Below are 19,921 nucleotides of genomic sequence, written 5' to 3'. Positions count from 1 at the left end.
AGACCAGCCTTGGCGGATCACGGCCACAGCCAACTGGAAATCGCAGACCGGATCGACGCCCCACCCGGGCGCGGGTTCCTGCGCGACGTGGTCTATGGCGGGATCGACGGATCGGTGACCACGCTGGCCATCGTGGCAGGCGTGGCCGGGGCCGGGCTTTCGTCCTTTGTCATCGTGGCCCTGGGCCTGGCCAACGTGCTGGCCGACGGATTCTCGATGGCGGCGGGCAACTACTCGGGGACCAAGGCCGAGTTGGACAATATCCGACGGATCCGCGCCATCGAAGAGCGCCACATTCGCCTCTACCCCGACGGCGAACGCGGCGAGGTGCTGGAGATCCTGTCCCGCAAGGGCCTGTCGGGCCGGGTGCTGGAACAGGCAACCGATGCGATCACCGCCGATCGGGACACCTGGATCAACCTGATGATCGAGGGCGAATACGGGCTGGGCAGCGTCGATCCGCATCCGCTCAAGGCCGCTGCGGCCACCTTCGCGGCCTTTGTCGTGGCCGGCATGGTTCCGCTCGTGCCGTTCCTGTTGGGGGTTCAGGGCGCGTTTGCGGCCTCGGTCCTGATGACGCTGGGCGTGTTCTTTGCCATCGGCGCGATGAAAAGCCGGTGGTCGCTGGCGCCTTGGTGGCACTCGGGGCTTGAGACGCTGGCGATAGGTGGAGCGGCGGCGGCAATTGCCTATGTCGTCGGGTCCATGTTCCATCCCTAGACGACTGGCGCCAGATCGCAACAGGCTGAAACTATTCGGGATTTCCCGACTGTCTTGCCGCGCCTGCACAGGGTAGCGTGAACTGCAGATTTGCCCGGAGGTGCGATTTGGAATCTCTGCTTGTTCTTGTTGGCCTGGCCATTCTGGCAATGCCGGTATCAATTGTCGTTTTGCTGGTCGGCCATGCCCGACTGCGGCGGCGGGTCGAACAGTTGGAGATCAGGTTGGGTGTCGAGCCGCAACCCGACATGGCACGGCCCGCGCAGACGCCGCCCGCGCCAGCAGAGGTGGCAAAGCCAAAACCCCGACCGGCCCCTTGGGGCCCGCCGAAACAGGCGATCCCACCCTCACCGGACCAACAGCCCGAGCCTGAAAAGCCGGCAACAGTGGCCGAGACCGCATCGCCTCCGGCCGCGGTTGTGTTCCGCGCCGATCGGTTCGACGATCTGAGCGCGTGGCTGCGCGAGAATTGGTTCTATGCCGTATCCGCTCTGTCGCTGGCGCTGGCGGGGATTTTCCTCGTGCAATACGGGGTCGAGAACGGATTGCTGCCGCCCACTGCGCGCGTGCTGGCGGCCTTGGGTTTCGGCGCGCTGCTGATCGTGGCGGGTGAAGTTGTGCGGCGTCGATACGGCGATGACGAGTCGTCGGCCACCGCCTATCTGCCGTCGGTGTTCTCCGGCGCAGGGCTGGTCACGTTGTTCGGCGGCGTTCTGGCGGCGCGCCAGCTCTATGACCTGATCGGCCCCGAGGCGGCCTTGGCAGGCATGATCGCCATCGCGCTTGTCGGGCTGGTTCTGGGCTGGTTCCACGGCCCGCTGCTGGCGGCGATCGGGTTGATCGGCGCCTTTGCCGCGCCTTTCGTCGTGGGTGGCGAATCGGCTGACCCATCCTGGCTGTACGGATATTTCTTCGTGATCACCGGGCTGGGGCTTGGGATCGACACGGTGCGGCGCTGGGCTTGGGTGTCGGTGCTGTCGCTGTTTGGCGCCTATCTGGCGGGCCTTTTGCTGGTGACGGGTTCGCCGATCACGGAACCGGCTTTCCTCGTTTACGTGGCCGCCGTTGTCGTGATCGCCATTGCCATTCCCGTGCGCCGGATCTGGCCCGATCACGACGGGGCGATGTTCAGTGAATTCGTTGTCAGAAAAGCCGGCGGTCCGAGGCCCGAATTTCCGACGCGCCTGGCCTTTGGGGCGGTGCTGGCAAGCTCGGCCATTCTGGCGCTGCAATGGGCGGATACGCGCGGTGAGTTCTGGCTGGCTGTGATCCTGCTGGCGGGCCTGACTTTCGCCCTGCTGATCTGGGCAAAGGACGCGCCGGCCCTGCAGGATATGAGCGCGTTTCCCGCTCTGGGGCTGGGTGGTTTCGTGTTCACGCACGGGTTTGATGGCGGCGCGGTGGCGCGTGGGTTCTGGCAGACCTATTCCGAAACGCCCGAGGCCGATTTTCCGTTGGCCGTGACCTGGCTGGTTGCGCTGGGCGCGGTGATTTCTCTTCTGGCGGCATGGCGGTCGTTTCGGGGTGGGCGGTACCCGCTTGTCTGGGCGGGTGCTGCCGCGCTGTACGCCCCGGCGCTGGCCATCGCGCTTGAGCTTGGCTGGCGCCCGGCCAGCGTGATCGGAGCCTACCCCTGGGCCCTGCATGCGGTCGCGCTCGCGGCGCTGATGGTGGTCCTGGCCGAGCGCTTTGCGCGTGTGGATGGCGAGGCCCGGATGCGTCCGGCTTTGGCCACGCTGTCGGCCCTGTCCTGCTTGACCTTCGGCTGCGTGATCGTGCTCAGCTCGGCGGCGCTGACCATCGCTTTCGTGGTCACGATCATCGCGGCGGCGGCACTGGACCGGCGGTTCAATCTGCCGCCGATGAGCTGGTTCATCTGGGCCGGCGTTGCCACCGTCACGTTCCGGCTGATCCTGAACCCGGGTCTGGACTGGGCGCTGGAAGCACCGGTTGCGGAAATGGCTTTGGTCTATGGAACTGCGGTTGCAGGCTATGTCGCCGCATGGTGGATGCTGCGCCCATTGGACCGCCCGGTCGCCAATGTCATGCTGGACAGCGCAGCGTGGGCGACGGGTGGCGTTCTGGTGTCTCTGCTGCTGTTGCGCTCGCTGGAGGGGCTGGGCGAGGGCGGTGCCGACGACAGCCATTGGGGGCTGGGCCTGCTGTCGGCCATTTGGCTGCTGCTGGCCTTTGCGCAGGTGCAGCGGTTTGCGCTGGGCGGGCGGCTGAACTGGGTTCGGGTCGCATTGGGCGTGTTCTTTGCTGCGCATGGCCTGTTGTGGCTGGCGCTGGCTGCGACAGTGGCCAACCCTGTTTTGCGGTTTGGGGCAGATCCTGTTCTGGGGCCTCCGGTGGTTAACACGCTTGCCATTGCTTATCTGCCGCCGGCCCTTGTCATCGGCCTGTCCGCGTGGCGGATCCCCAAGATGCCGGCGCAGTTGCGGCTGGCCTGTCAGGGGGTGTCCATTGCGCTGGGCGCCTTGTGGCTGGGCCTGACCATCCGGCATTTCTGGCAGGGTGCGGCAGGGATGTATGAAGGCAACGGCGTGTCCCAGCCCGAGCTTTATACCTACACGCTCGTACTGCTGGTGATCGGCGCGGCGCTGTTCTATCAGTCGCTGGCGCGTCGGTCGGACGTGATGCGCAAGGCCGGGCTGGCGGTGATCGGGCTGGCGGTGGCCAAGGTGTTCCTGATCGACATCTCGGGGCTGGGTGGTCTGATCCGTGTGTTTTCGCTGCTGGCGCTGGGGCTGGCGCTGGCGGGTCTGGCATGGCTGAACCGCTGGGCCAAGCTGCGCCAATCGCCGCAGGGGCCGGAAGCTCTGGACCAATAGGCGCAACCGGCCTATAAGCCCGGCCATGCAAGACGTTCTGGCCATTATCATTCGAATTATTTCCCCGGCGCTCTGAGTTTCCGAGACGCCGGGCAAAGGTGCTTGAGTTCATCGCACCGACCGCTTCGATCCAAACACGCCAAGATCATCCAAGGGACGCCTCTCCATGTGCGCCGACACGACCCAGACACCCGACTACAAAGACACGCTGAACCTGCCCCGGACCGATTTCCCCATGCGCGCCGGCCTGCCCAAGCGCGAGCCCGCATGGCTGGACCGCTGGGAGAAGATCGGCGTCTATGACCGCCTGCGCGAAAAGCCGGGGCGCAAGCCATTCATCCTGCATGATGGCCCGCCCTATGCCAACGGCCACCTGCATATCGGCCACGCGCTGAACAAGACGATCAAGGACATGATCGTGCGCAGCCACCAGATGATGGGCTTTGACGCGCGCTATGTGCCCGGCTGGGACTGTCACGGCCTGCCGATCGAATGGAAGATCGAGGAACAGTACCGCAAGAAGGGCAAGAACAAGGACGAGGTTCCGGTCATCGACTTCCGCCAGGAATGCCGCAAGTTCGCCGAAGGTTGGATCGATATCCAGCGCGAGGAGTTCAAGCGCCTGGGCATCACCGGCAACTGGGCCGATCCCTACGTCACCATGGACTATCACGCCGAGGCGGTGATCGCGGACGAGTTCATGAAGTTCCTGATGAACGGTACGCTGTATCAGGGCTCGAAACCGGTGATGTGGTCGCCGATCGAGAAGACTGCCCTGGCCGAGGCCGAGGTCGAGTATCACGACAAGGAAAGCTTCACCATCTGGGTGAAGTTTAAGGTGGTGAACACCGGCGACACCACGCTGGACAACGCCCACGTGGTGATCTGGACCACGACGCCCTGGACCATGCCGTCGAACAAGGCCGTGGTATACGGCAAGGACATCTCGTACGGGCTGTACGAAGTGACCGGCCGCCCCGAGGAATGCTGGGCCCGGATCGGTGACCGGTACCTGCTGGCCGACAACCTGGCCACCGACGTGTTCGCCCGCGCGCGGCTGGACGACACCATGTACCGCCGCCTGTGCGACGTCACGCAGGACGATCTGGCCAAGATCCAGCTGCAGCACCCGCTGGCAGGGGCCGAAGGGTCCAACGGCGAATGGGACGACATTCGCGATTTCCGCGCGGCCGATTTCGTGACCGATACCGAGGGCACCGGCTTCGTTCATTGCGCGCCCTCGCACGGGATGGAGGAGTTCGAGCTGTACCGCGATCTGGGCATGCTGGAACAGGTCATCACCTACAACGTGATGGACGACGGCAGCTTCCGCGCCGACATGCCGTTCTTCGGCGGCAAGTACATCCTGTCGCGCAAGGGCGGCGAGGGCGACGCGAACAAGGCCGTGATCGACAAGCTGGCCGAGGTCGGCGGGTTGCTGGCGCGTGGCAAGATCAAGCACAGCTATCCGCATTCGTGGCGGTCCAAGGCGCCGATCATCTATCGCAACACGCCGCAATGGTTCGTGTCCGTTGACCGCAAGCTGGACGATGGCATGAACCAGATGGGCGACACCATCCGCGAACGCGCCTTGCGGTCGATCGACGAGCTGGTGAAATGGACGCCGCCCTCGGGCCGCAACCGCCTGTATTCGATGATCGAGGCGCGCCCCGACTGGGTTCTGTCGCGCCAGCGTGCCTGGGGTGTGCCGCTTACCTGCTTCACCAAGAAGGGGGCTCTGCCTACCGACCCGGACTATCTGTTGCGCAACCCGGAAGTGAACGCCCGCATCAAGGCCGCGTTCGAGGAACACGGCGCCGATGTCTGGTACACCGACGGGTTCAAACAGCAGGTGCTGGACGGCATCGTGAACCCCGACGAGTATGACCAGGTGTTCGACGTTCTGGACGTGTGGTTCGACTCGGGCTCGACCCATGCATTCGTGCTGCGCGACCGCGAGGATGGCGCGCCCGACGGCATCGCCGATGTCTACATGGAGGGCACCGACCAGCACCGCGGATGGTTCCATTCCTCGATGCTGCAGGCCTGTGGCACGATCGGCCGCGCGCCGTATCGAAACGTGGTCACGCACGGGTTCACGCTGGACGAGAAGGGCAACAAGATGTCCAAATCGCTCGGCAATACCATAGTGCCGGAAGAGGTCATCAGGCAATACGGTGCCGACATCCTGCGCCTGTGGGTGGCCCAGACCGACTATACCGCCGATCAGCGGATCGGGCCGGAAATCCTGAAAGGGGTCGCCGACAGCTATCGCCGGCTGCGCAACACGATGCGCTTCATGCTGGGTTCGCTGGCCGATTTCACCGAGGCCGACCGGATCGACCCGGCCGAGATGCCGCGTCTGGAACGCTGGGTGCTCAGCCGCCTGGCCGAGTTGGACGAGCAGGTCCGCAAGGGCTATGCCGCGTTTGACTTCCAGGGCGTGTTCAGCGCGGTGTTCAACTTTGCCACCGTTGACCTGTCGGCCTTCTATTTCGATGTGCGCAAGGACGCGCTGTATTGCGATGGCGACACCCCGCGCCGCCGGGCCGCGCGCACGGTGCTGGACATCCTGTACCATCGCCTGACCACCTGGCTGGCGCCGATCCTGCCGTTTACGATGGAAGAGGTCTGGCTCGAGCGGTTCCCGGGCGAGGACAGTTCGGTGCATCTGGTCGACTTCCCCGACACGCCTGCCGATTGGCGCGATCCCGCGCTCGAGGCGAACATGGCCAAGATCCGCCGTGTGCGCCGTGCGGTGACCGCCGCACTGGAAGTGCAGCGCCGCGACAAGGTCATCGGCTCCAGCCTCGAAGCCGCGCCGGTCGTGCATGTCGAGGACGCCGAAACCCGCGACCTGCTGGCCACATTCGATGTCGATGACCTGTGCATCACCTCGGGCCTGACCGTCACCGCCGACCCGGCCCCGGCCGAGGCGTTCCGCCTGCCCGAGATCGAGGGCGTCGGTGTCGTGTTCGAAAAGGCCGAAGGGGCCAAGTGCCAGCGTTGCTGGAAGATCCTGCCGGATGTGGGGCGCCACGCTCATCCCGGCGTCTGCGGTCGCTGCGATACGGCCCTGGGCTGAACGTAACCCCCCTGAAAACCCCCGCCATCGCGCGGGGGTTTTTGTTGCGGCTTGCGGGCGGCGTGCCGATCTGAAACCCTGCGCCCATGCCGATGATTGCAGTGAAAACCCAATTCGGATGCCTCGGGATCGAGGAGCAGGACGGTGCCATCACTCGGCTGGTCTGGCACGGCCGGACCGAGGGCGATAGGACGCCGTTGCTTGCCGAAGCCGCCTCGCAGTTGACGGCCTATGCCGAAGGCCGCCTGCGCCGCTTCGACCTGCCGCTGCGGGTTGGCGGGTCCGAGTTCCAGCGTGCGGTCTGCGCGGCGATGTCAGCAATTCCCTTCGGTGACACCCGCACCTATGGCGACATTGCGCGCGAATTGGGGCATCCCGCACAGGCTGTTGGGCAGGCCTGCGGGGCCAATCCGATTCCGGTGATCATCCCCTGCCACCGGGTGTTGTCCGCGAATGGGCTGGGCGGGTTTTCCGGCCAGGGCGGGATCGAGAGCAAGGTGGCCCTGCTGCGCCACGAAGGCGCGGCCAGCCTGCTGATCTGATCCGTTGAATCCAGTTGCATTCCCCCGCAAAGCGTCCCAACCTGAGACGGAATTCGAACGTGAAGGACCGCATTGCATGACCGCTCAGACAGACCCGGCCGCCCGCAAGAAAGCCATTATCGACCGCCTGATGGCCCTGGAAGCCCAGGAGCTTGAAGCCGCGCAGGCCCATCACGAGGCCTTTTTGAAAGAGTCGCAGCTGGACGATCGCGAGGTGCATGACAAGGACGACATCGCCGCCTCGCGCGAGAGCGCAGATCTGGCGGCGGCTTTCGACGGGCCGGTGCATGCGCATCATGCCAAGATCGACGTGATCGAAAACACCGATTTCGGTCCGAAACAGACGGTCGAGCCGGGTGCGGTGGTCAAGCTGAATGACCGGCATTTCGTGGTCTGTGTCTCGACCACGCGCTTTGACGTTGACGGCGACACCTATATGGGGATTTCGCCCCAAAGCCCGATCTACCTGGCGATGGCCGGTTTGCAGACGGGCGACGTGTTCACCCACAACGGAACCGAATTCGAAATCCAGGAAATCCTGTGAGCTTCGGCCCCGCCCTGCGCGGCGGGGTCATCCGGTCCTTTGCGGGATCAGTTGCTGGGCAATGCCGGCGAACACCAGGTACAGGCTGGTGACGACAAGTCCCCAATGCGCCCAGCTTTGCGGGTGGAAATCGACCCAGGCGGCCCATCCGGCGAAAAACGTCCAGGCAAAGGCCATGGGCAGGGACAGGTTGCGCCAGCGTTCCGTACGCACGGGGTGGATGAATTTCAGCGGCAGGAACATCGCGACGGCCAGCAGCGCCACGAGGATCAGGCTGAACCAGAAATCGGGCTTCAGCGCGAAGATCACCACCACGACCATGTTCCAGCAGCCCGGGAAGCCGGAAAAGGAATTGTCCTTGGTCTTCATTCGCGTGTCGGCGAAATACATCGCGCTGGCGAAGGTGATGACGATGATCGCGAACCAGCCGGTCCAGCCGTCCATCAGACCGGATTTGAACAGCGCATAGGCCGGGATGAACACGTAGGTCAGATAATCGATGATCAGGTCCAGCAGCACCCCGTCGAACTCGGGTGCGTTCTTTTTGACGTGATAGTGCCGCGCCAAGGGGCCGTCGATTCCGTCGACGATGAAAGACACCACCAGCCACAGGAACATCAGGCTCCATTTTTCCTCGACCGCCGCCAGCATGGCCAGCATGGCGAAAACGGCACCGGTCGCGGTGAACAGATGAACGGCAAGGGCTTTGAATCTGAGTGTCATGCCCCGTGTCATGGACGATACATGCCCCAGATGCAAAGCAAAATCCCGCCTCGAACGGTCTATGCAGGCGGCCGTGTCGATTCCGTTGCGTTCAGGCCTTGGGGTGGGTGCGGTTGTAGACCTCCATCAGCCGCGCGGTATCGACGGCGGTATAGGCCTGCGTGGTGGACAGAGACGCGTGCCCCAACAGTTCCTGAATGGCGCGCAGGTCGCCACCTGCCGCCAGAAGATGCGTGGCAAAGCTGTGGCGCATGGCATGGGGCGTGGCCGTTGCCGGCAGGCCCAACTGCATGCGCGCCTTTGCCATGACGCCCTGGATCGCCCGTGGATTCAGCGCCTTGCCCCGCACGCCCCGGAACAGCGGGGCGGTTGCACTTTGCGGGTGCGGGCACAACTCCAGATACCGGTCCACCGCCTGACGCGCGGCCGGGATGACCGGAACGATTCGCTCCTTGTTGCCCTTGCCGACGATCCTGAGCGTTTCCGGCAGGGGCGCGTCGGCGCCGTTCAGCGAGAGGGCCTCGGAAATGCGCAGCCCGCAGCCATAGAGCAGGGTTACCACGGCCACGTCGCGGGCCGCGACCCAATCCGAACTGGATTGCAGCTCGACCGTTTCGATCATGGCGCGGGCGGCGTCTTCGGCCAGGGGGCGGGGCAGCTTTTTGGTGAATTTCGGGGCGCGGGTCGACAGAACGGCGGTGGGCTCGAACCCCTCGCGCTCGGCCAGCCAACGGTAGAAGCTTTTCACCGCTGACAGCTTGCGCGCCAGAGATCGGGCACCGACGCCGGAATCGCGCTGTTGCGCCATCCAGGCCCGCATGTCCGACACGCTGATCCGTTCCAGCGCGGCCAACCCCTGACGTTCGCTGTGATGCAGGGTCATGAAGGCCAGGAAATCGGCGACATCCCGTCGATAGGCGTTGGTGGTGTTTTCCGACCGGCCGGCCAGCGCCGAGAGACTCTCCAGCCACACTTGCAGCGCATCGCGGCAGGCCGGAGAGATCAGGCTCATGACAGCCAGTGGCGCATCGACCGTTCGAACACGCCGGCGAAAAACGCCAGCAGATCGGTGCCCAGTTGCGGAGAGAAATGCCGCGGGTCGCGCGCGCCCATCACGATCATGCCCGGCAGGCGGCCCGTGCCCAGGTCCAGCAGCATGCAGGCCTCGGATTGCAGTTCGCCGGCCTGATCTCCGTGCACCAATCGGTTGGGCTGGTGAATCTCGCGCAGCACGACGTCGCGGGCGGGGCCGCCCCGGTCATGGCTCAGGTAGCGGTCGATGAAGCCGGGTTCGGCCACGGCCAGAATGCCGTCCAGCCCGGCGATGCCTGGATCGCGTTGCGCGGCCGTGGTTTCCAGAACCAGAGTGATCCGGTCGACCCGCAGGATGTCGGCGACGTCGGTGCCCAGGGTGCGCAGGAAATCCTCGAACTCCGCCGGTTCGAGAAGACGCAGGATGGCGCGGTGCACCTGGTTGGTGCCGGCCAGGTTCTCATACGCGGCGGCGATGACCGAGCGGTGCGTGTCCTCCAGCCGATCCAGCCGCGCCTCGAGCCGCTGCATGGCGATGCCGCGCAGATCGATGATGTTGTCTCCGCGCGCGCGTTCGTTCGCGGCGACCAGGGCCTGCATCAGGTCCTTGTCGTCCAGAACGGCGTCCGGTTTGGCCAGAATCGCGGCTCGGAGGTTGTCCTCGAGTTTGGGGTTGCTGCTCATGTCCTGTCCGGGTTTTTTTGGTTGCCGGCGTTATAGCACGGGCTGCCGGAAATGCCTTGGAAAAAATGCACGCTTAGGTGGATTTGCCGGGCGATGTGGGGAGGGCGCTCCCGCCTGCAGGCGCCTGATCGTTGATCAGGCCCGTGCAGTTGGGCCGGGCGCGGCCCCGGACGGGGCCGCGCGGTGGTGCGTGGGATCAGCGGATCACAGAATCTTCTGACCGGTCTTGGCCCAATCCGACAGGAAGGCCTCGAGCCCCTTGTCGGTCAGCGGGTGGTCGGCCAGCTTCTTGATCACGGCGGGCGGGGCGGTGATCACGTCGGCGCCGATGCGGGCGCTGTCGGCCACATGGTTCACGCTGCGGATCGAGGCGGCGAGGATTTCGGTTTCGAACCCGTAATTGTCATAGACCTGACGAATGTCGGCGATCAGGTCCATGCCGTCGAGATTGATGTCGTCCAGACGTCCGATGAAGGGCGAAATGAAGGTCGCGCCCGCCTTGGCCGCCAGAATCGCCTGGTTGACCGAGAAGCACAGGGTGACGTTGACCATCTGGCCCTCTTCGCTGAGCGTCTTGCAGGTCTTCAGGCCGGCCCAGGTCAGCGGCACCTTGACGGCGATGTTCGGTGCGATCTGCGCCAGCTTGCGGCCTTCGGCGATCATGTCCTCGGCTTCGGTGGCGACGACTTCGGCGGAAACCGGGCCATCGACCAGGTCGCAGATTTCCTTGGTCACTTCCAGAATGTCGCGACCCGATTTCAGGATCAGCGAGGGGTTGGTGGTGACACCGTCCACCATGCCCAGGTCGTTCAATTCGGCGATGGCGTCGATTTCGGCTGTGTCTACGAAGAATTTCATCGGGGCAGTCCTTTGATGGGTTGGCCTTGCTCGCGGATGCCTTTACCTCAAAGAGACCCGTGCTGAAACCCCTGCTGAAGAAAGGCGCGCATTGAGCGACCCGGTGCATTTCGACCAAGGTGAGCTGGTGGCGGTTCTGACGACCCAGCCGCTGGACCGGACGTTGGATTACAAGGCGCCCGAGGGGGGGTGTTTCCTGGGGGCCTTCGTCGAGGTGCCGCTGGGCCCGCGCAAGGTTCTGGGTGTGGTCTGGGGCGCGGGGCGCGGTGATTTCGACCGCAGCAAGATCCGCTCGGTCATCCGGGTGCTGGACGTGGCGCCCATGCGCGAAGAGATGCGCCTGTTCCTGCAGCGCGCGGCCGATTACACGCTGACGCCGATGCCGGCCATGCTGCGGCTGGCCACCCGCGCGCCCGGGCTGGGCGATCCGCTGTCGATGCGCAAGATCTATCGGCTGGGCAGCGGCATGCCCGACCGCATGACCGATGCCCGGGCCCGAGTGCTGGAGGTGCTGCGTGACTATGGCGGGCTGGCCTTTACCCTGAAGGAGTTGGCCGAGATGGCCGGGGTCACCTCGTCGGTCGTCAAAGGGCTGGTCAAGCAGGGCACCGTGCGCGAGGAGGACAGCCCCCGCGACCTGCCTTATCCGCATCTGGACCCGGACCGGCCCGGCAAGGCGCTGACCCCCGATCAGACCGCAGCCGCAGACACGTTGCGGGCCGCGCTGCGCAGCGGAACCTACGGCACCACGCTGCTAAAGGGCGTGACCGGGTCGGGCAAGACCGAGGTTTACCTTGAAGCGGTGGCCGAAGCACTGCGCATGGGCCGGCAGGCGCTGGTGCTGCTGCCCGAGATTGCCCTGACCGCCGAGTTTCTGACACGGGTCGAGGAGCGGTTCGGTGCGCGCCCGGCCGAATGGCATTCCGGTGCCACGATGACTGAGCGCCGTCGGGTCTGGCGCATGGTCGGGCAGGGCGATGCGCAGATGGTGGTGGGCGCGCGGTCGGCGCTGTTCCTGCCGTTTCGCGATCTGGGCCTGATCGTGGTGGATGAGGAACACGACACCTCGTACAAGCAGGACGACGGCGTGCATTACAACGCGCGCGACATGGCGGTGCTGCGGGCGGCGATCTGCGGTGCGCGCGTGATCCTGGCCAGTGCCACGCCCTCGCTGGAAAGCTGGGCCAATGCCGAGGCCGGCAAGTACGACCGGCTGGACCTGACCTCGCGCTTTGGGGCGGCGGTGCTGCCGGACATGAAGACCATCGACATGCGCGCCGAGAAGATGCAGCCGGGCACCTGGATTTCCCCCAGCCTGCGCCAGGCGGTGCAGGCGCGGATCGAGAAGGGCGAACAGTCGCTGCTGTTCATCAACCGCCGGGGATATGCACCGGTGACGCTGTGCCGAGCCTGCGGCGAACAGATCGCCTGCGACCACTGCGATGCGCGCATGGTCGAGCACCGGTTCCTCAAACGTCTGATGTGCCATCAGTGCGGCGAGACCAAGCCCATGCCCGAGGCCTGCCCCGCCTGCGGGGTCGAGGGCAAGCTGGCTCCGGTCGGCCCCGGCATCGAACGTCTGGCCGAAGAGGCCGAGGCGACCTTTCCCGACACCCGCATCGCCATGCTCAGTTCCGACCTGTTCGGCTCGGCCCGGGCGCTGAAGGCCAAGATCGAAGAGATCGCCGAGGGCGACGCCGATATCGTCATCGGCACGCAGCTGGTGGCCAAGGGGCACAATTTCCCGAACCTGACGCTGGTCGGGGTGATCGACTCGGATCTGGGCCTGCACGGGTCCGACCTGCGCGCGGCCGAGCGGACTTTTCAATTGATGCGGCAGGTGGCAGGCCGGGCCGGGCGGGCCGACAAGCCGGGGACGGCGCTGCTGCAGACTTTTCAGCCCGAACACCCGGTGATCCGCGCGATCCTGTCGGGGGACGAGGAAGGGTTCTGGCGGGCCGAGGCCGCCGGGCGGCAGGCGGCCGGTGTGCCGCCCTATGGCCGGATGGCGGGGATCGTGCTGTCCGGCCCCGAGGTCGGGCCCGTCTTTGACGTCGGCAACGTATTGGCGCGCAATGACGCGCCGCTGCGACAGATCGGGGCACAGGTCTTTGGCCCTGCCCCGGCGCCGATTGCCCGTATCCGCGGGCGGCACCGGGTAAGGCTGCTGGTCAAGGCGCCCAAGGGGGCGCCGATCCAGGACGCCATCGCCCGCTGGATCGCACCGCTGCGCCTGAAGGGTGACATCCGCCTGACCGTCGATATCGACCCGCAGAGCTTCTACTGACCCTGCATCAGCGCAGACCCGATGTGCGGCTGCGATTTCCCCTCGCCAAGGGCGTGGAATGGGCGTAGATCACTCTCATGCTGAAACCGGTGCCCTTGTCCGAGGCGCAGAACCTGCCGTTCTGGCGCCGCCCCGTCACGTTGCTGTTCGTGATGGCGCTGACCATGCCGATCGCCTTCAACACCTGGAACGCGCTGTTGAACAATTTCGTCATCGAGGTGGCAAATTTCGACGGGGCAGACATCGGCTTGCTGCACACGGTGCGTGAAATCCCGGGCTTTCTAGCCGTCGGCGTGATCGCGGTGATCCTGCTCGTGCGCGAGCAGGTGCTGGCCATGATTTCGCTGATGCTGCTGGGCGTGGCCACGGCGGTGACGGCGTGGTTTCCCAGCCTCGGCGGGCTGCTGTTCGTGACCTTGTTCAGCTCGATCGGGTTTCACTACTATGAGACGGTGAACCAGTCGCTTCAGTTGCAATGGCTGCCCAAGGACCGCGCCCCGCAGGTGCTGGGCTGGCTGGTGGCGATGGGCTCGGCCGCGACGCTGGTGATCTATGGGCTGATCGTGCTGACCTGGGAGCGGTTCGATCTGTCCTACAACACGGTCTTCATGGCGGCTGGTGGGCTGACAGCGGTGCTGGCGCTGTTCTGCCTGATCGCCTATCCGCAATTCGATGCGCCGACACCGCAGACCAAGAAAATCGTGCTGCGCCGCCGCTACTGGCTGTATTATGCACTGCAGTTCATGGCAGGCGCGCGGCGGCAGATCTTCGTCGTGTTCGCGGGGTTCATGATGGTCGAGCGCTTCGGCTTCGAAGTGCATCACCTGACCAGCCTGTACCTCATCAACCTTATCGTAAACATGGCCGCCGCCCCCTTGCTGGGCAAGGCCGTCGCGGTGTTTGGCGAGCGGCGTACGCTGATCTTCGAATATCTGGGCCTTGCCATCGTGTTCGCGGCCTATGGCGGCATCTACTGGTTCGGTTGGGGTGTGCTGCTGGCGGCCATTCTCTATGTCATCGACCACGTGCTGTTCGCGCTGGCTCTGGCGCTCAAGACCTATTTCCAGAAAATCGCCGATCCGGCCGATATTGCCCCAACCGCGGCGGTGGCCTTTACCATCAACCATATTGCGGCGGTGTTCCTGCCGGCGCTTCTGGGGCTGCTGTGGGTCGTGTCGCCCGGGGCGGTGTTCGGCCTGGCGGCGGGCATGGCGCTGATCTCTCTGGCGCTGTCGCTGCTGATCCCGCGTCACCCCGAGCCAGGAAACGAGACCATCTTTTCGAAATACGCGCCAGCGCCGGCCGAATGACGCGCGGGACGCTTGACCTCGGCGGCCGACGGCCCTAGGCGCAAGGGCGGTTTCTGCAGGAGGTTCCCATGCCCACATTCACCGCCCTGACCACCCTGAAAGGCAAAGCCGCGGCCGAAAGCCTGGGCGAAGCGATGGAGCGTCTGGATCCCGAACCCACGGGCGTGGGCGTCTTCGAGGTCGAGGACGGCTCGGGCCTGTGGGAAGTCGGCGGCTATTTCACCGAAAACCCCGACGAGGCCGCCCTGGCCCTGCTGGCGGCGGCTTTCGAGGCCAAGCCCTTCGTGGTGTCGGAATTGCCGGAAACCGACTGGGTCGCCCATGTCCGGCGCGAGCTGGCCCCGGTCGAGGCCGGGCGGTTTTTCGTCTATGGCAGCCACGATGCCGACAAGCTGCCCGAGGGCCGCATTCCGCTGCTGATCGAGGCGGCGATGGCCTTCGGCACCGGGCATCACGGAACGACGTTGGGATGTCTGAAGGCGCTGGACAAGCTGATCGAGAACGGGTTCGAGGCCGGCAAGGTCGCCGATATCGGCTGCGGTACGGCGGTGCTGGCGATGGCGGCGGCGCGGGTCTGGTCGGGCGAGATTCTGGCCAGCGACATCGACGAGGTCGCCGTGGAAGTGGCCGAGGCCAACCTGAAGGCCAACGGCATGGCCGGGGCCGTCCGCTGTGTCGAGGCCGCCGGATTTGATCATCCCGACCTTCAGGCGGCGGCGCCTTACGATCTGATTTTTGCCAACATTCTGAAGGGACCTCTGGTGGCCCATGCGCCTGAAATTGCGCAGAACCTGCGCGCAGGCGGACACGCGATCCTGTCGGGAATCCTCAACGAGCAAGCCGACGAGGTGGAATCGGTTTATGCGCGAAACGGGTTCAATACCGCTGATCGATCAATGATTGGTGAATGGACGACGCTGGTCTTAACCAAACAGGGCGCAAATTAGGCCATTTGCGGGAGTTTTGTGGATTTTCGCCACGGTTTTGACGCATTCTCTTTCTACCGTCATCCAATGAATTTGGGGGCGGTTTTTGGAGGCTGCCATGACTGGAAAACAACTTGAATTCGATCAGCGCGTTCACCGGCTGACAAAGAAACACAACAAGATGAGCCGCGGCTATCGCGCGACAATGCGCAAGGATGGTCTGGTGGTCATGAAACCCCAGCGGGTGCGCTCGGCCGTGCCGCTGAAGGTTCTTGTCATGTGTCTGGTCGGGCTGTTTGCGTTCAAGGCCTTCCTGCTGTCCAGCCTGGGACCGTCCGGGTATCAAAGCCGGCTTGACGTGCTGAACGGCGGGACTGCGATCGAACAGGCTGGCGCATGGGTCATGCAGATCGACCCGGTGACCCAGTTCGTGTCCGATCAGTTCAAGGCGATCATCTACAAGCTTTCCTGAACGCAAACACCGCGCACCCTCCGGTCCGCGGTGTTCGTTTGTTGCCCCGCCTTCGCGCGGAAGACTGGGGTGAGTGAGTGGTGGGCTTCGTTCAGCGGCGGCCTTCGGCGACCGCGTCGATGTCGCCCCGGCACAGGCCGATGTCTTCCAATTCACGATCGCTCAGGCCGTTCAGCGTCTTGCGGGTGATGCGAGCATCGTTCCATTCGACGACGGCATTCACGACCGAGGCCAGAAATGCGCCGATACGGCCTGCAAGGCCGATCGAGCCAATCGCGGCGCGGGTGGGTTCCAGTGCAGCCATATCCTGCTTCCTTCTGGTTGGTGCTTCGTTCCAAATGATGCGCGGCAGCTAATGACGAAGATGCGCCCGAGCAAGGCACAAAATTGCATGTGTCCCATGCAGTTTTTGCAAGGGTCCAGAAGTCTGAAAAAGCAATGAAAAAAAGGTGAAATACGACCCCCGAACCATGTCGATTTCAGGCCTTTCGGCGTCGGATTCAGGCCGCAATGTCGCGAGTGAAACAGCGGTGTCGTTTTTGGATGTGATGTCAATTCGCTTGGAAAATGTTCACGCTTCGTGCTAATCGATGAAAAAGATCACGAAAACCCGAGCAGGCCGAGGCACGACATGCGAATTCTGGGCATTGATCCGGGGCTGCGCACCCTGGGATGGGGCGTCATCGAATCACATGGCAGCCGGCTGAGCCATGTTGCCAACGGCCTGTGCAAATCCGACGGGGATGATCTGGGCGAGAGGCTTTTGTCGCTGCACAACCAGATCGTCGAGGTGATCGCCGAACATCAACCCGACCAGGCAGCCATCGAACAGACCTTTGTGAACAAGGACGGCGCCGGGACGCTTAAGCTGGGTCAGGCGCGCGGAGTGGCGTTGCTGACCTTGGCGCAGGCCGGGTTGCCGGTGGGCGAATATGCGCCCAACCGGGTCAAGAAAACCGTGGTGGGCGTGGGGCACGCCGAGAAGGAACAGATTCTGCACATGGTCAAACTTCAACTGCCGGGATGCCAGCCCAAGGGGGCCGACGCAGCGGATGCGTTGGCGATCGCGATCTGCCATGCGTTCTACGGGGCGACGCCGCAGGCGCGCATCAAGCAGGTGGCCACATGATCGGCAAGCTGACCGGACGCATCGACTACCGCGCGGCGGATCACCTTCTGATCGACGTTCGCGGGGTCGGCTACATCGTCTATTGCTCGGACCGGACCATGGCGGCCCTGCCCGGGGTGGGCGAGGCGGTCTCGCTGTACACCGATCTGGTGGTGCGCGAGGACCTGATGCAGCTTTACGGCTTTCTGTCGCTGGTCGAGAAAGAATGGCACCGGCTGCTCTGCTCGGTTCAGGGGGTGGGGGCCAAGGTGTCGCTGGCCATTCTGGGGGCGCTGGGGCCGGACGGGGTCAGCCGGGCCATCGCGCTGGGCGATTGGGGTGCGGTGAAGGCGGCCAAGGGCGTAGGTCCCAAGACCGCGCAGCGCATCGTGCTGGACCTGAAAGACAAGGCGCCCGGCGTCATGGCGATGGGCGGCACGGTGACCGAGGCGATGGACGGCCCCGTGGCCGAGGTGGTTGAACCCGCAGACCCGAAGCCGGCCCCGGTAAGGGCCCCGAAACCCGGCGCGGGCGCGGCGTCGGCAGGTGCATTGTCGGCGCTGTCGAACCTGGGCTATGGCCCGTCCGAGGCCGCCTCGGCCGTGGCCGAGGCCTCCGCCAACCTGCCCGATGCCGGCGAGGCCGAATTGATCCGCGCGGCGTTGAAACTGCTGGCTTCGAAAGGCTGAATGAATGGTTGATGCCGACCCGACCCTGCGCCCGCAGCCTCTGCCCGAGGACAACGACCGCGCCTTGCGCCCGCAGGGGCTGGACGAATTCATCGGCCAGGCCGAGGCGCGGGCCAATCTGCGCATCTTCATCCAGTCGGCCCGCCAGCGGAACGAGGCGATGGACCACACGCTGTTCCACGGCCCGCCGGGCTTGGGCAAGACGACGCTGGCGCAGATCATGGCGCGCGAGCTTGGGGTGAACTTCCGCATGACCTCGGGGCCGGTTCTGGCCAAGGCTGGGGATCTGGCGGCCATCCTGACCAACCTTGAAGAGCGCGACGTGCTGTTCATCGACGAGATCCACCGCCTGAACCCGGCGGTGGAAGAGGTGCTGTACCCGGCGATGGAGGATTTCGAGCTGGATCTGGTGATCGGCGAGGGGCCCGCGGCCCGTACCGTACGGATCGAGCTGCAGCCCTTTACCCTGGTCGGGGCGACCACGCGGATGGGCCTGCTGACCACGCCGCTGCGCGACCGGTTCGGCATTCCCACCCGGCTGCAATTCTACACCGTGGACGAACTGCACGAGATCGTCACCCGCAACGCCCGCAAGCTGGGCGCGCCGGCCGATGACGACGGTGCGCGCGAGATCGCGCGCCGGTCGCGGGGCACCCCCCGTATCGCCGGGCGGCTGCTGCGGCGGGTCGTGGATTTCGCCATCGTCGAGGGCGACGGACGCATCACGCGCGAACTGGCCGATGGGGCGCTGACACGGTTGGGCGTGGACAATCTGGGCTTGGACGGGGCCGACCGCCGCTATCTGAAACTGATCGCCGAGAACTATGGCGGCGGCCCGGTGGGGATCGAGACCTTGTCGGCCGCCCTGTCCGAAAGCCGCGACTCGCTGGAGGAAGTGATCGAGCCCTACCTGCTGCAACAGGGCCTGATCCAACGCACGCCGCGCGGCCGGATGCTGGCGCAGAAGGCCTGGACGCATCTGGGCATGGCCGCGCCCAAGGGACAGAGCGACCTGTTTGGTTGAAGCCGCGGGTCTCAGACCTTAAGGCTGGGGCGAGAGAGTTTTCAAAAGACGAAGGGCAGGGCGTGACACCCGAAGAGATCCAGGCGTTGTTTACCCGATCCGATGGCGCGTTCCTGTTTGCGCGCTGGGGCCGACCGATCGTGCCGATCGTGTTCGGGGTCGCGGATGAAACCCTGGCCACGGTCAAGGGCGCGTTCGAGGCGGTGGTTGCGCTGGCCGATCACAAGATGGCCGAGACCGACCCCGAACTGGGCGCCAACTGCATGGTGTTCTTCTTTCGCGAGTGGAGCGAGTTGCCGGACGTGCCCGACCTGGATCGTCTGATTCCCGATCTTGTCCCGCTGGTTGCTCGGCTGGAAGACGCCGATGCGAACCAGTACCGGGTTTTCCGGTTCGACGAAAACGGCGCGATCCGGGCGGCGTTCGTCTTTCTGCGGATGGATCGCGAGTTGTCGAAGGTGCCGGCTGAAACCCTGGCCCTGTCGCAGGTCGTTCAGACCGTTCTGCTGTGGTCCGACACGGCGTTCCGCGACCGTTCACCCCTGGCCATGGCGGGCGACACGACGATCCTGCGGCCTGACATTGCCGGGCTGATCCGCGCCGCCTATGATCCGGTTCTGCCGGCGGTGGCGCAGGACCCTTCGCACGCGCTGCGCCTGTTTGCCCGGATGGAGCGTCCGCAATGAAACACGTCTTTCCCATTCGCGTCTATTACGAGGACACCGACATGGGGGGCGTCGTCTATCACGCCAATTACCTGCGCTATATCGAGCGCGCCCGGTCGGATTGGGTGCGCAATCTGGGCAACGACCAGAACGCCATGCGAGAGGCGGGTATCGTCTGGGTCGTGCGGCGGGTCGAGGCGGATTATCTGGCCTCGGCCAGGTTCGACGACGAGTTGCTCGTCGAGACCGAGGTCGTCGCGATCTCGGGCGTGCGTCTGACCATGGCCCAGCTGATCCGCCGGGGTGACACCGAGATCTTCCGTGCCACCGTCACCGCCGTCTGCATCAACCGCGACGGCAGGCCGATCCGGCTGCCGGCAGAGATTCGCGCATTGATGTAACAATTTCCTCAGGCCCT

Annotated in this window: 19 protein-coding genes; 14 read left to right on the top strand and 5 right to left on the bottom strand. The window is 64.8% G+C overall.

The window, feature by feature from the left end; all coding sequences use genetic code 11:
• The first annotated feature begins 9 nt into the window (after positions 1-9).
• The 5 genes from F3H26_RS09285 (at position 10) to F3H26_RS09265 (ending at position 7,725) form a co-directional block, all read left to right on the top strand.
• The gene (locus tag F3H26_RS09285) at positions 10-720 is read left to right on the top strand and encodes a VIT1/CCC1 transporter family protein (RefSeq protein ID WP_149775778.1); all 711 of its coding nucleotides are present in this window, start codon (positions 10-12) and stop codon (positions 718-720) included.
• Between the two features lie 107 nt (positions 721-827).
• Complete coding sequence (locus F3H26_RS09280) at positions 828-3,554, top strand: DUF2339 domain-containing protein (RefSeq protein WP_149775777.1); 2,727 nt, start codon at positions 828-830, stop codon at positions 3,552-3,554.
• A gap of 166 nt (positions 3,555-3,720) precedes the next feature.
• Positions 3,721-6,639: an isoleucine--tRNA ligase gene (gene ileS / locus F3H26_RS09275; protein ID WP_149775776.1), complete on the top strand. Its 2,919-nt coding sequence runs from the start codon at positions 3,721-3,723 to the stop codon at positions 6,637-6,639.
• Between the two features lie 86 nt (positions 6,640-6,725).
• On the top strand, positions 6,726-7,181 hold the full coding sequence (locus tag F3H26_RS09270; RefSeq protein WP_149775775.1) for a methylated-DNA--[protein]-cysteine S-methyltransferase: 456 nt from the start codon (positions 6,726-6,728) through the stop codon (positions 7,179-7,181).
• A 76-nt stretch (positions 7,182-7,257) separates the two neighbouring features.
• Positions 7,258-7,725 carry a hypothetical protein gene (locus tag F3H26_RS09265; RefSeq protein ID WP_149775774.1) on the top strand — a complete coding sequence of 156 codons (468 nt, stop codon included), beginning with the start codon at positions 7,258-7,260 and terminating at the stop codon, positions 7,723-7,725.
• A 27-nt stretch (positions 7,726-7,752) separates the two neighbouring features.
• On the opposite strand, the gene F3H26_RS09260 is transcribed toward F3H26_RS09265, so the two are convergent.
• The 4 genes from F3H26_RS09260 to fsa form a co-directional block, all read right to left on the bottom strand.
• Positions 7,753-8,448, bottom strand: a complete 696-nt coding sequence (locus tag F3H26_RS09260; RefSeq protein ID WP_149775773.1) for a CDP-alcohol phosphatidyltransferase family protein — start codon at positions 8,446-8,448, stop codon at positions 7,753-7,755.
• A gap of 91 nt (positions 8,449-8,539) precedes the next feature.
• Positions 8,540-9,460 (bottom strand): tyrosine recombinase XerC, encoded by a 921-nt coding sequence (locus F3H26_RS09255; RefSeq protein WP_149775772.1) that lies wholly within the window; start codon positions 9,458-9,460, stop codon positions 8,540-8,542.
• A complete protein-coding gene (locus F3H26_RS09250; protein WP_149775771.1) occupies positions 9,457-10,164 on the bottom strand; it encodes a DUF484 family protein in 708 nt (235 codons plus the stop codon). Before F3H26_RS09250 ends, F3H26_RS09255 begins: the two co-directional genes overlap by 4 nt.
• A 204-nt stretch (positions 10,165-10,368) precedes the next feature.
• Positions 10,369-11,022, bottom strand: a complete 654-nt coding sequence (gene fsa, locus F3H26_RS09245) for a fructose-6-phosphate aldolase (RefSeq protein ID WP_149775770.1) — start codon at positions 11,020-11,022, stop codon at positions 10,369-10,371.
• 91 nt (positions 11,023-11,113) lie between these two features.
• On the opposite strand from fsa, the gene F3H26_RS09240 reads away from it, so the two are divergent.
• From F3H26_RS09240 to F3H26_RS09225, 4 genes are all read left to right on the top strand, one after another.
• Positions 11,114-13,309, top strand: coding sequence for a primosomal protein N' (locus F3H26_RS09240; RefSeq protein WP_149775769.1), 2,196 nt, complete (start codon positions 11,114-11,116; stop codon positions 13,307-13,309).
• A 77-nt stretch (positions 13,310-13,386) separates the two neighbouring features.
• Entirely contained in the window at positions 13,387-14,619 is a 1,233-nt protein-coding gene (locus tag F3H26_RS09235) for an MFS transporter (protein ID WP_149775768.1), read from the top strand.
• Between the two features lie 68 nt (positions 14,620-14,687).
• Positions 14,688-15,566 carry a 50S ribosomal protein L11 methyltransferase gene (locus tag F3H26_RS09230; protein WP_149775767.1) on the top strand — a complete coding sequence of 293 codons (879 nt, stop codon included), beginning with the start codon at positions 14,688-14,690 and terminating at the stop codon, positions 15,564-15,566.
• A gap of 97 nt (positions 15,567-15,663) precedes the next feature.
• Positions 15,664-16,017, top strand: coding sequence for a hypothetical protein (locus F3H26_RS09225; RefSeq protein ID WP_149775766.1), 354 nt, complete (start codon positions 15,664-15,666; stop codon positions 16,015-16,017).
• A gap of 91 nt (positions 16,018-16,108) precedes the next feature.
• Here F3H26_RS09225 and F3H26_RS09220 read toward each other — a convergent pair whose 3' ends face one another.
• Positions 16,109-16,321: a DUF1127 domain-containing protein gene (locus F3H26_RS09220; protein ID WP_149775765.1), complete on the bottom strand. Its 213-nt coding sequence runs from the start codon at positions 16,319-16,321 to the stop codon at positions 16,109-16,111.
• A gap of 327 nt (positions 16,322-16,648) precedes the next feature.
• On the opposite strand from F3H26_RS09220, the gene ruvC reads away from it, so the two are divergent.
• The 5 genes from ruvC (at position 16,649) to ybgC (ending at position 19,904) form a co-directional block, all read left to right on the top strand.
• Positions 16,649-17,146, top strand: a complete 498-nt coding sequence (gene ruvC / locus F3H26_RS09215) for a crossover junction endodeoxyribonuclease RuvC (RefSeq protein WP_149775764.1) — start codon at positions 16,649-16,651, stop codon at positions 17,144-17,146.
• On the top strand, positions 17,143-17,814 hold the full coding sequence (ruvA, locus tag F3H26_RS09210) for a Holliday junction branch migration protein RuvA (protein WP_149775763.1): 672 nt from the start codon (positions 17,143-17,145) through the stop codon (positions 17,812-17,814). Before ruvC ends, ruvA begins: the two co-directional genes overlap by 4 nt.
• A gap of 4 nt (positions 17,815-17,818) precedes the next feature.
• Positions 17,819-18,838: a Holliday junction branch migration DNA helicase RuvB gene (ruvB, locus tag F3H26_RS09205; RefSeq protein ID WP_149775762.1), complete on the top strand. Its 1,020-nt coding sequence runs from the start codon at positions 17,819-17,821 to the stop codon at positions 18,836-18,838.
• Positions 18,839-18,900: 62 nt separating this feature from the next.
• Complete coding sequence (locus tag F3H26_RS09200; RefSeq protein ID WP_149775761.1) at positions 18,901-19,524, top strand: hypothetical protein; 624 nt, start codon at positions 18,901-18,903, stop codon at positions 19,522-19,524.
• On the top strand, positions 19,521-19,904 hold the full coding sequence (ybgC, locus tag F3H26_RS09195; protein WP_149775760.1) for a tol-pal system-associated acyl-CoA thioesterase: 384 nt from the start codon (positions 19,521-19,523) through the stop codon (positions 19,902-19,904). Before F3H26_RS09200 ends, ybgC begins: the two co-directional genes overlap by 4 nt.
• The last annotated feature ends 17 nt before the right edge of the window (positions 19,905-19,921 follow it).

This window comes from Ruegeria intermedia, from assembly GCF_900129345.1.
Lineage (GTDB): Bacteria > Pseudomonadota > Alphaproteobacteria > Rhodobacterales > Rhodobacteraceae > Ruegeria > Ruegeria intermedia.
The sequence above is the reverse complement of the archived record's forward strand: the minus strand, read 5'-3'. Positions and strand labels throughout refer to the sequence as shown.

Bases quoted from the DNA above. Each gene is read 5' to 3' on its own strand.
- fsa (WP_149775770.1), bottom strand. From the start codon at position 11,022: ATGAAATTCTTCGTAGACACAGCCGAAATCGACGCCATCGCCGAATTG.
- F3H26_RS09260 (WP_149775773.1), bottom strand. From the start codon at position 8,448: ATGACACTCAGATTCAAAGCCCTTGCCGTTCATCTGTTCACCGCGACC.
- F3H26_RS09265 (WP_149775774.1), top strand. From the start codon at position 7,258: ATGACCGCTCAGACAGACCCGGCCGCCCGCAAGAAAGCCATTATCGAC.
- F3H26_RS09255 (WP_149775772.1), bottom strand. From the start codon at position 9,460: ATGAGCCTGATCTCTCCGGCCTGCCGCGATGCGCTGCAAGTGTGGCTG.
- ruvA (WP_149775763.1), top strand. From the start codon at position 17,143: ATGATCGGCAAGCTGACCGGACGCATCGACTACCGCGCGGCGGATCAC.
- ileS (WP_149775776.1), top strand. From the start codon at position 3,721: ATGTGCGCCGACACGACCCAGACACCCGACTACAAAGACACGCTGAAC.
- F3H26_RS09270 (WP_149775775.1), top strand. From the start codon at position 6,726: ATGCCGATGATTGCAGTGAAAACCCAATTCGGATGCCTCGGGATCGAG.
- F3H26_RS09250 (WP_149775771.1), bottom strand. From the start codon at position 10,164: ATGAGCAGCAACCCCAAACTCGAGGACAACCTCCGAGCCGCGATTCTG.
- ruvB (WP_149775762.1), top strand. From the start codon at position 17,819: ATGGTTGATGCCGACCCGACCCTGCGCCCGCAGCCTCTGCCCGAGGAC.
- ybgC (WP_149775760.1), top strand. From the start codon at position 19,521: ATGAAACACGTCTTTCCCATTCGCGTCTATTACGAGGACACCGACATG.
- ruvC (WP_149775764.1), top strand. From the start codon at position 16,649: ATGCGAATTCTGGGCATTGATCCGGGGCTGCGCACCCTGGGATGGGGC.
- F3H26_RS09230 (WP_149775767.1), top strand. From the start codon at position 14,688: ATGCCCACATTCACCGCCCTGACCACCCTGAAAGGCAAAGCCGCGGCC.
- F3H26_RS09220 (WP_149775765.1), bottom strand. From the start codon at position 16,321: ATGGCTGCACTGGAACCCACCCGCGCCGCGATTGGCTCGATCGGCCTT.
- F3H26_RS09235 (WP_149775768.1), top strand. From the start codon at position 13,387: ATGCTGAAACCGGTGCCCTTGTCCGAGGCGCAGAACCTGCCGTTCTGG.
- F3H26_RS09225 (WP_149775766.1), top strand. From the start codon at position 15,664: ATGACTGGAAAACAACTTGAATTCGATCAGCGCGTTCACCGGCTGACA.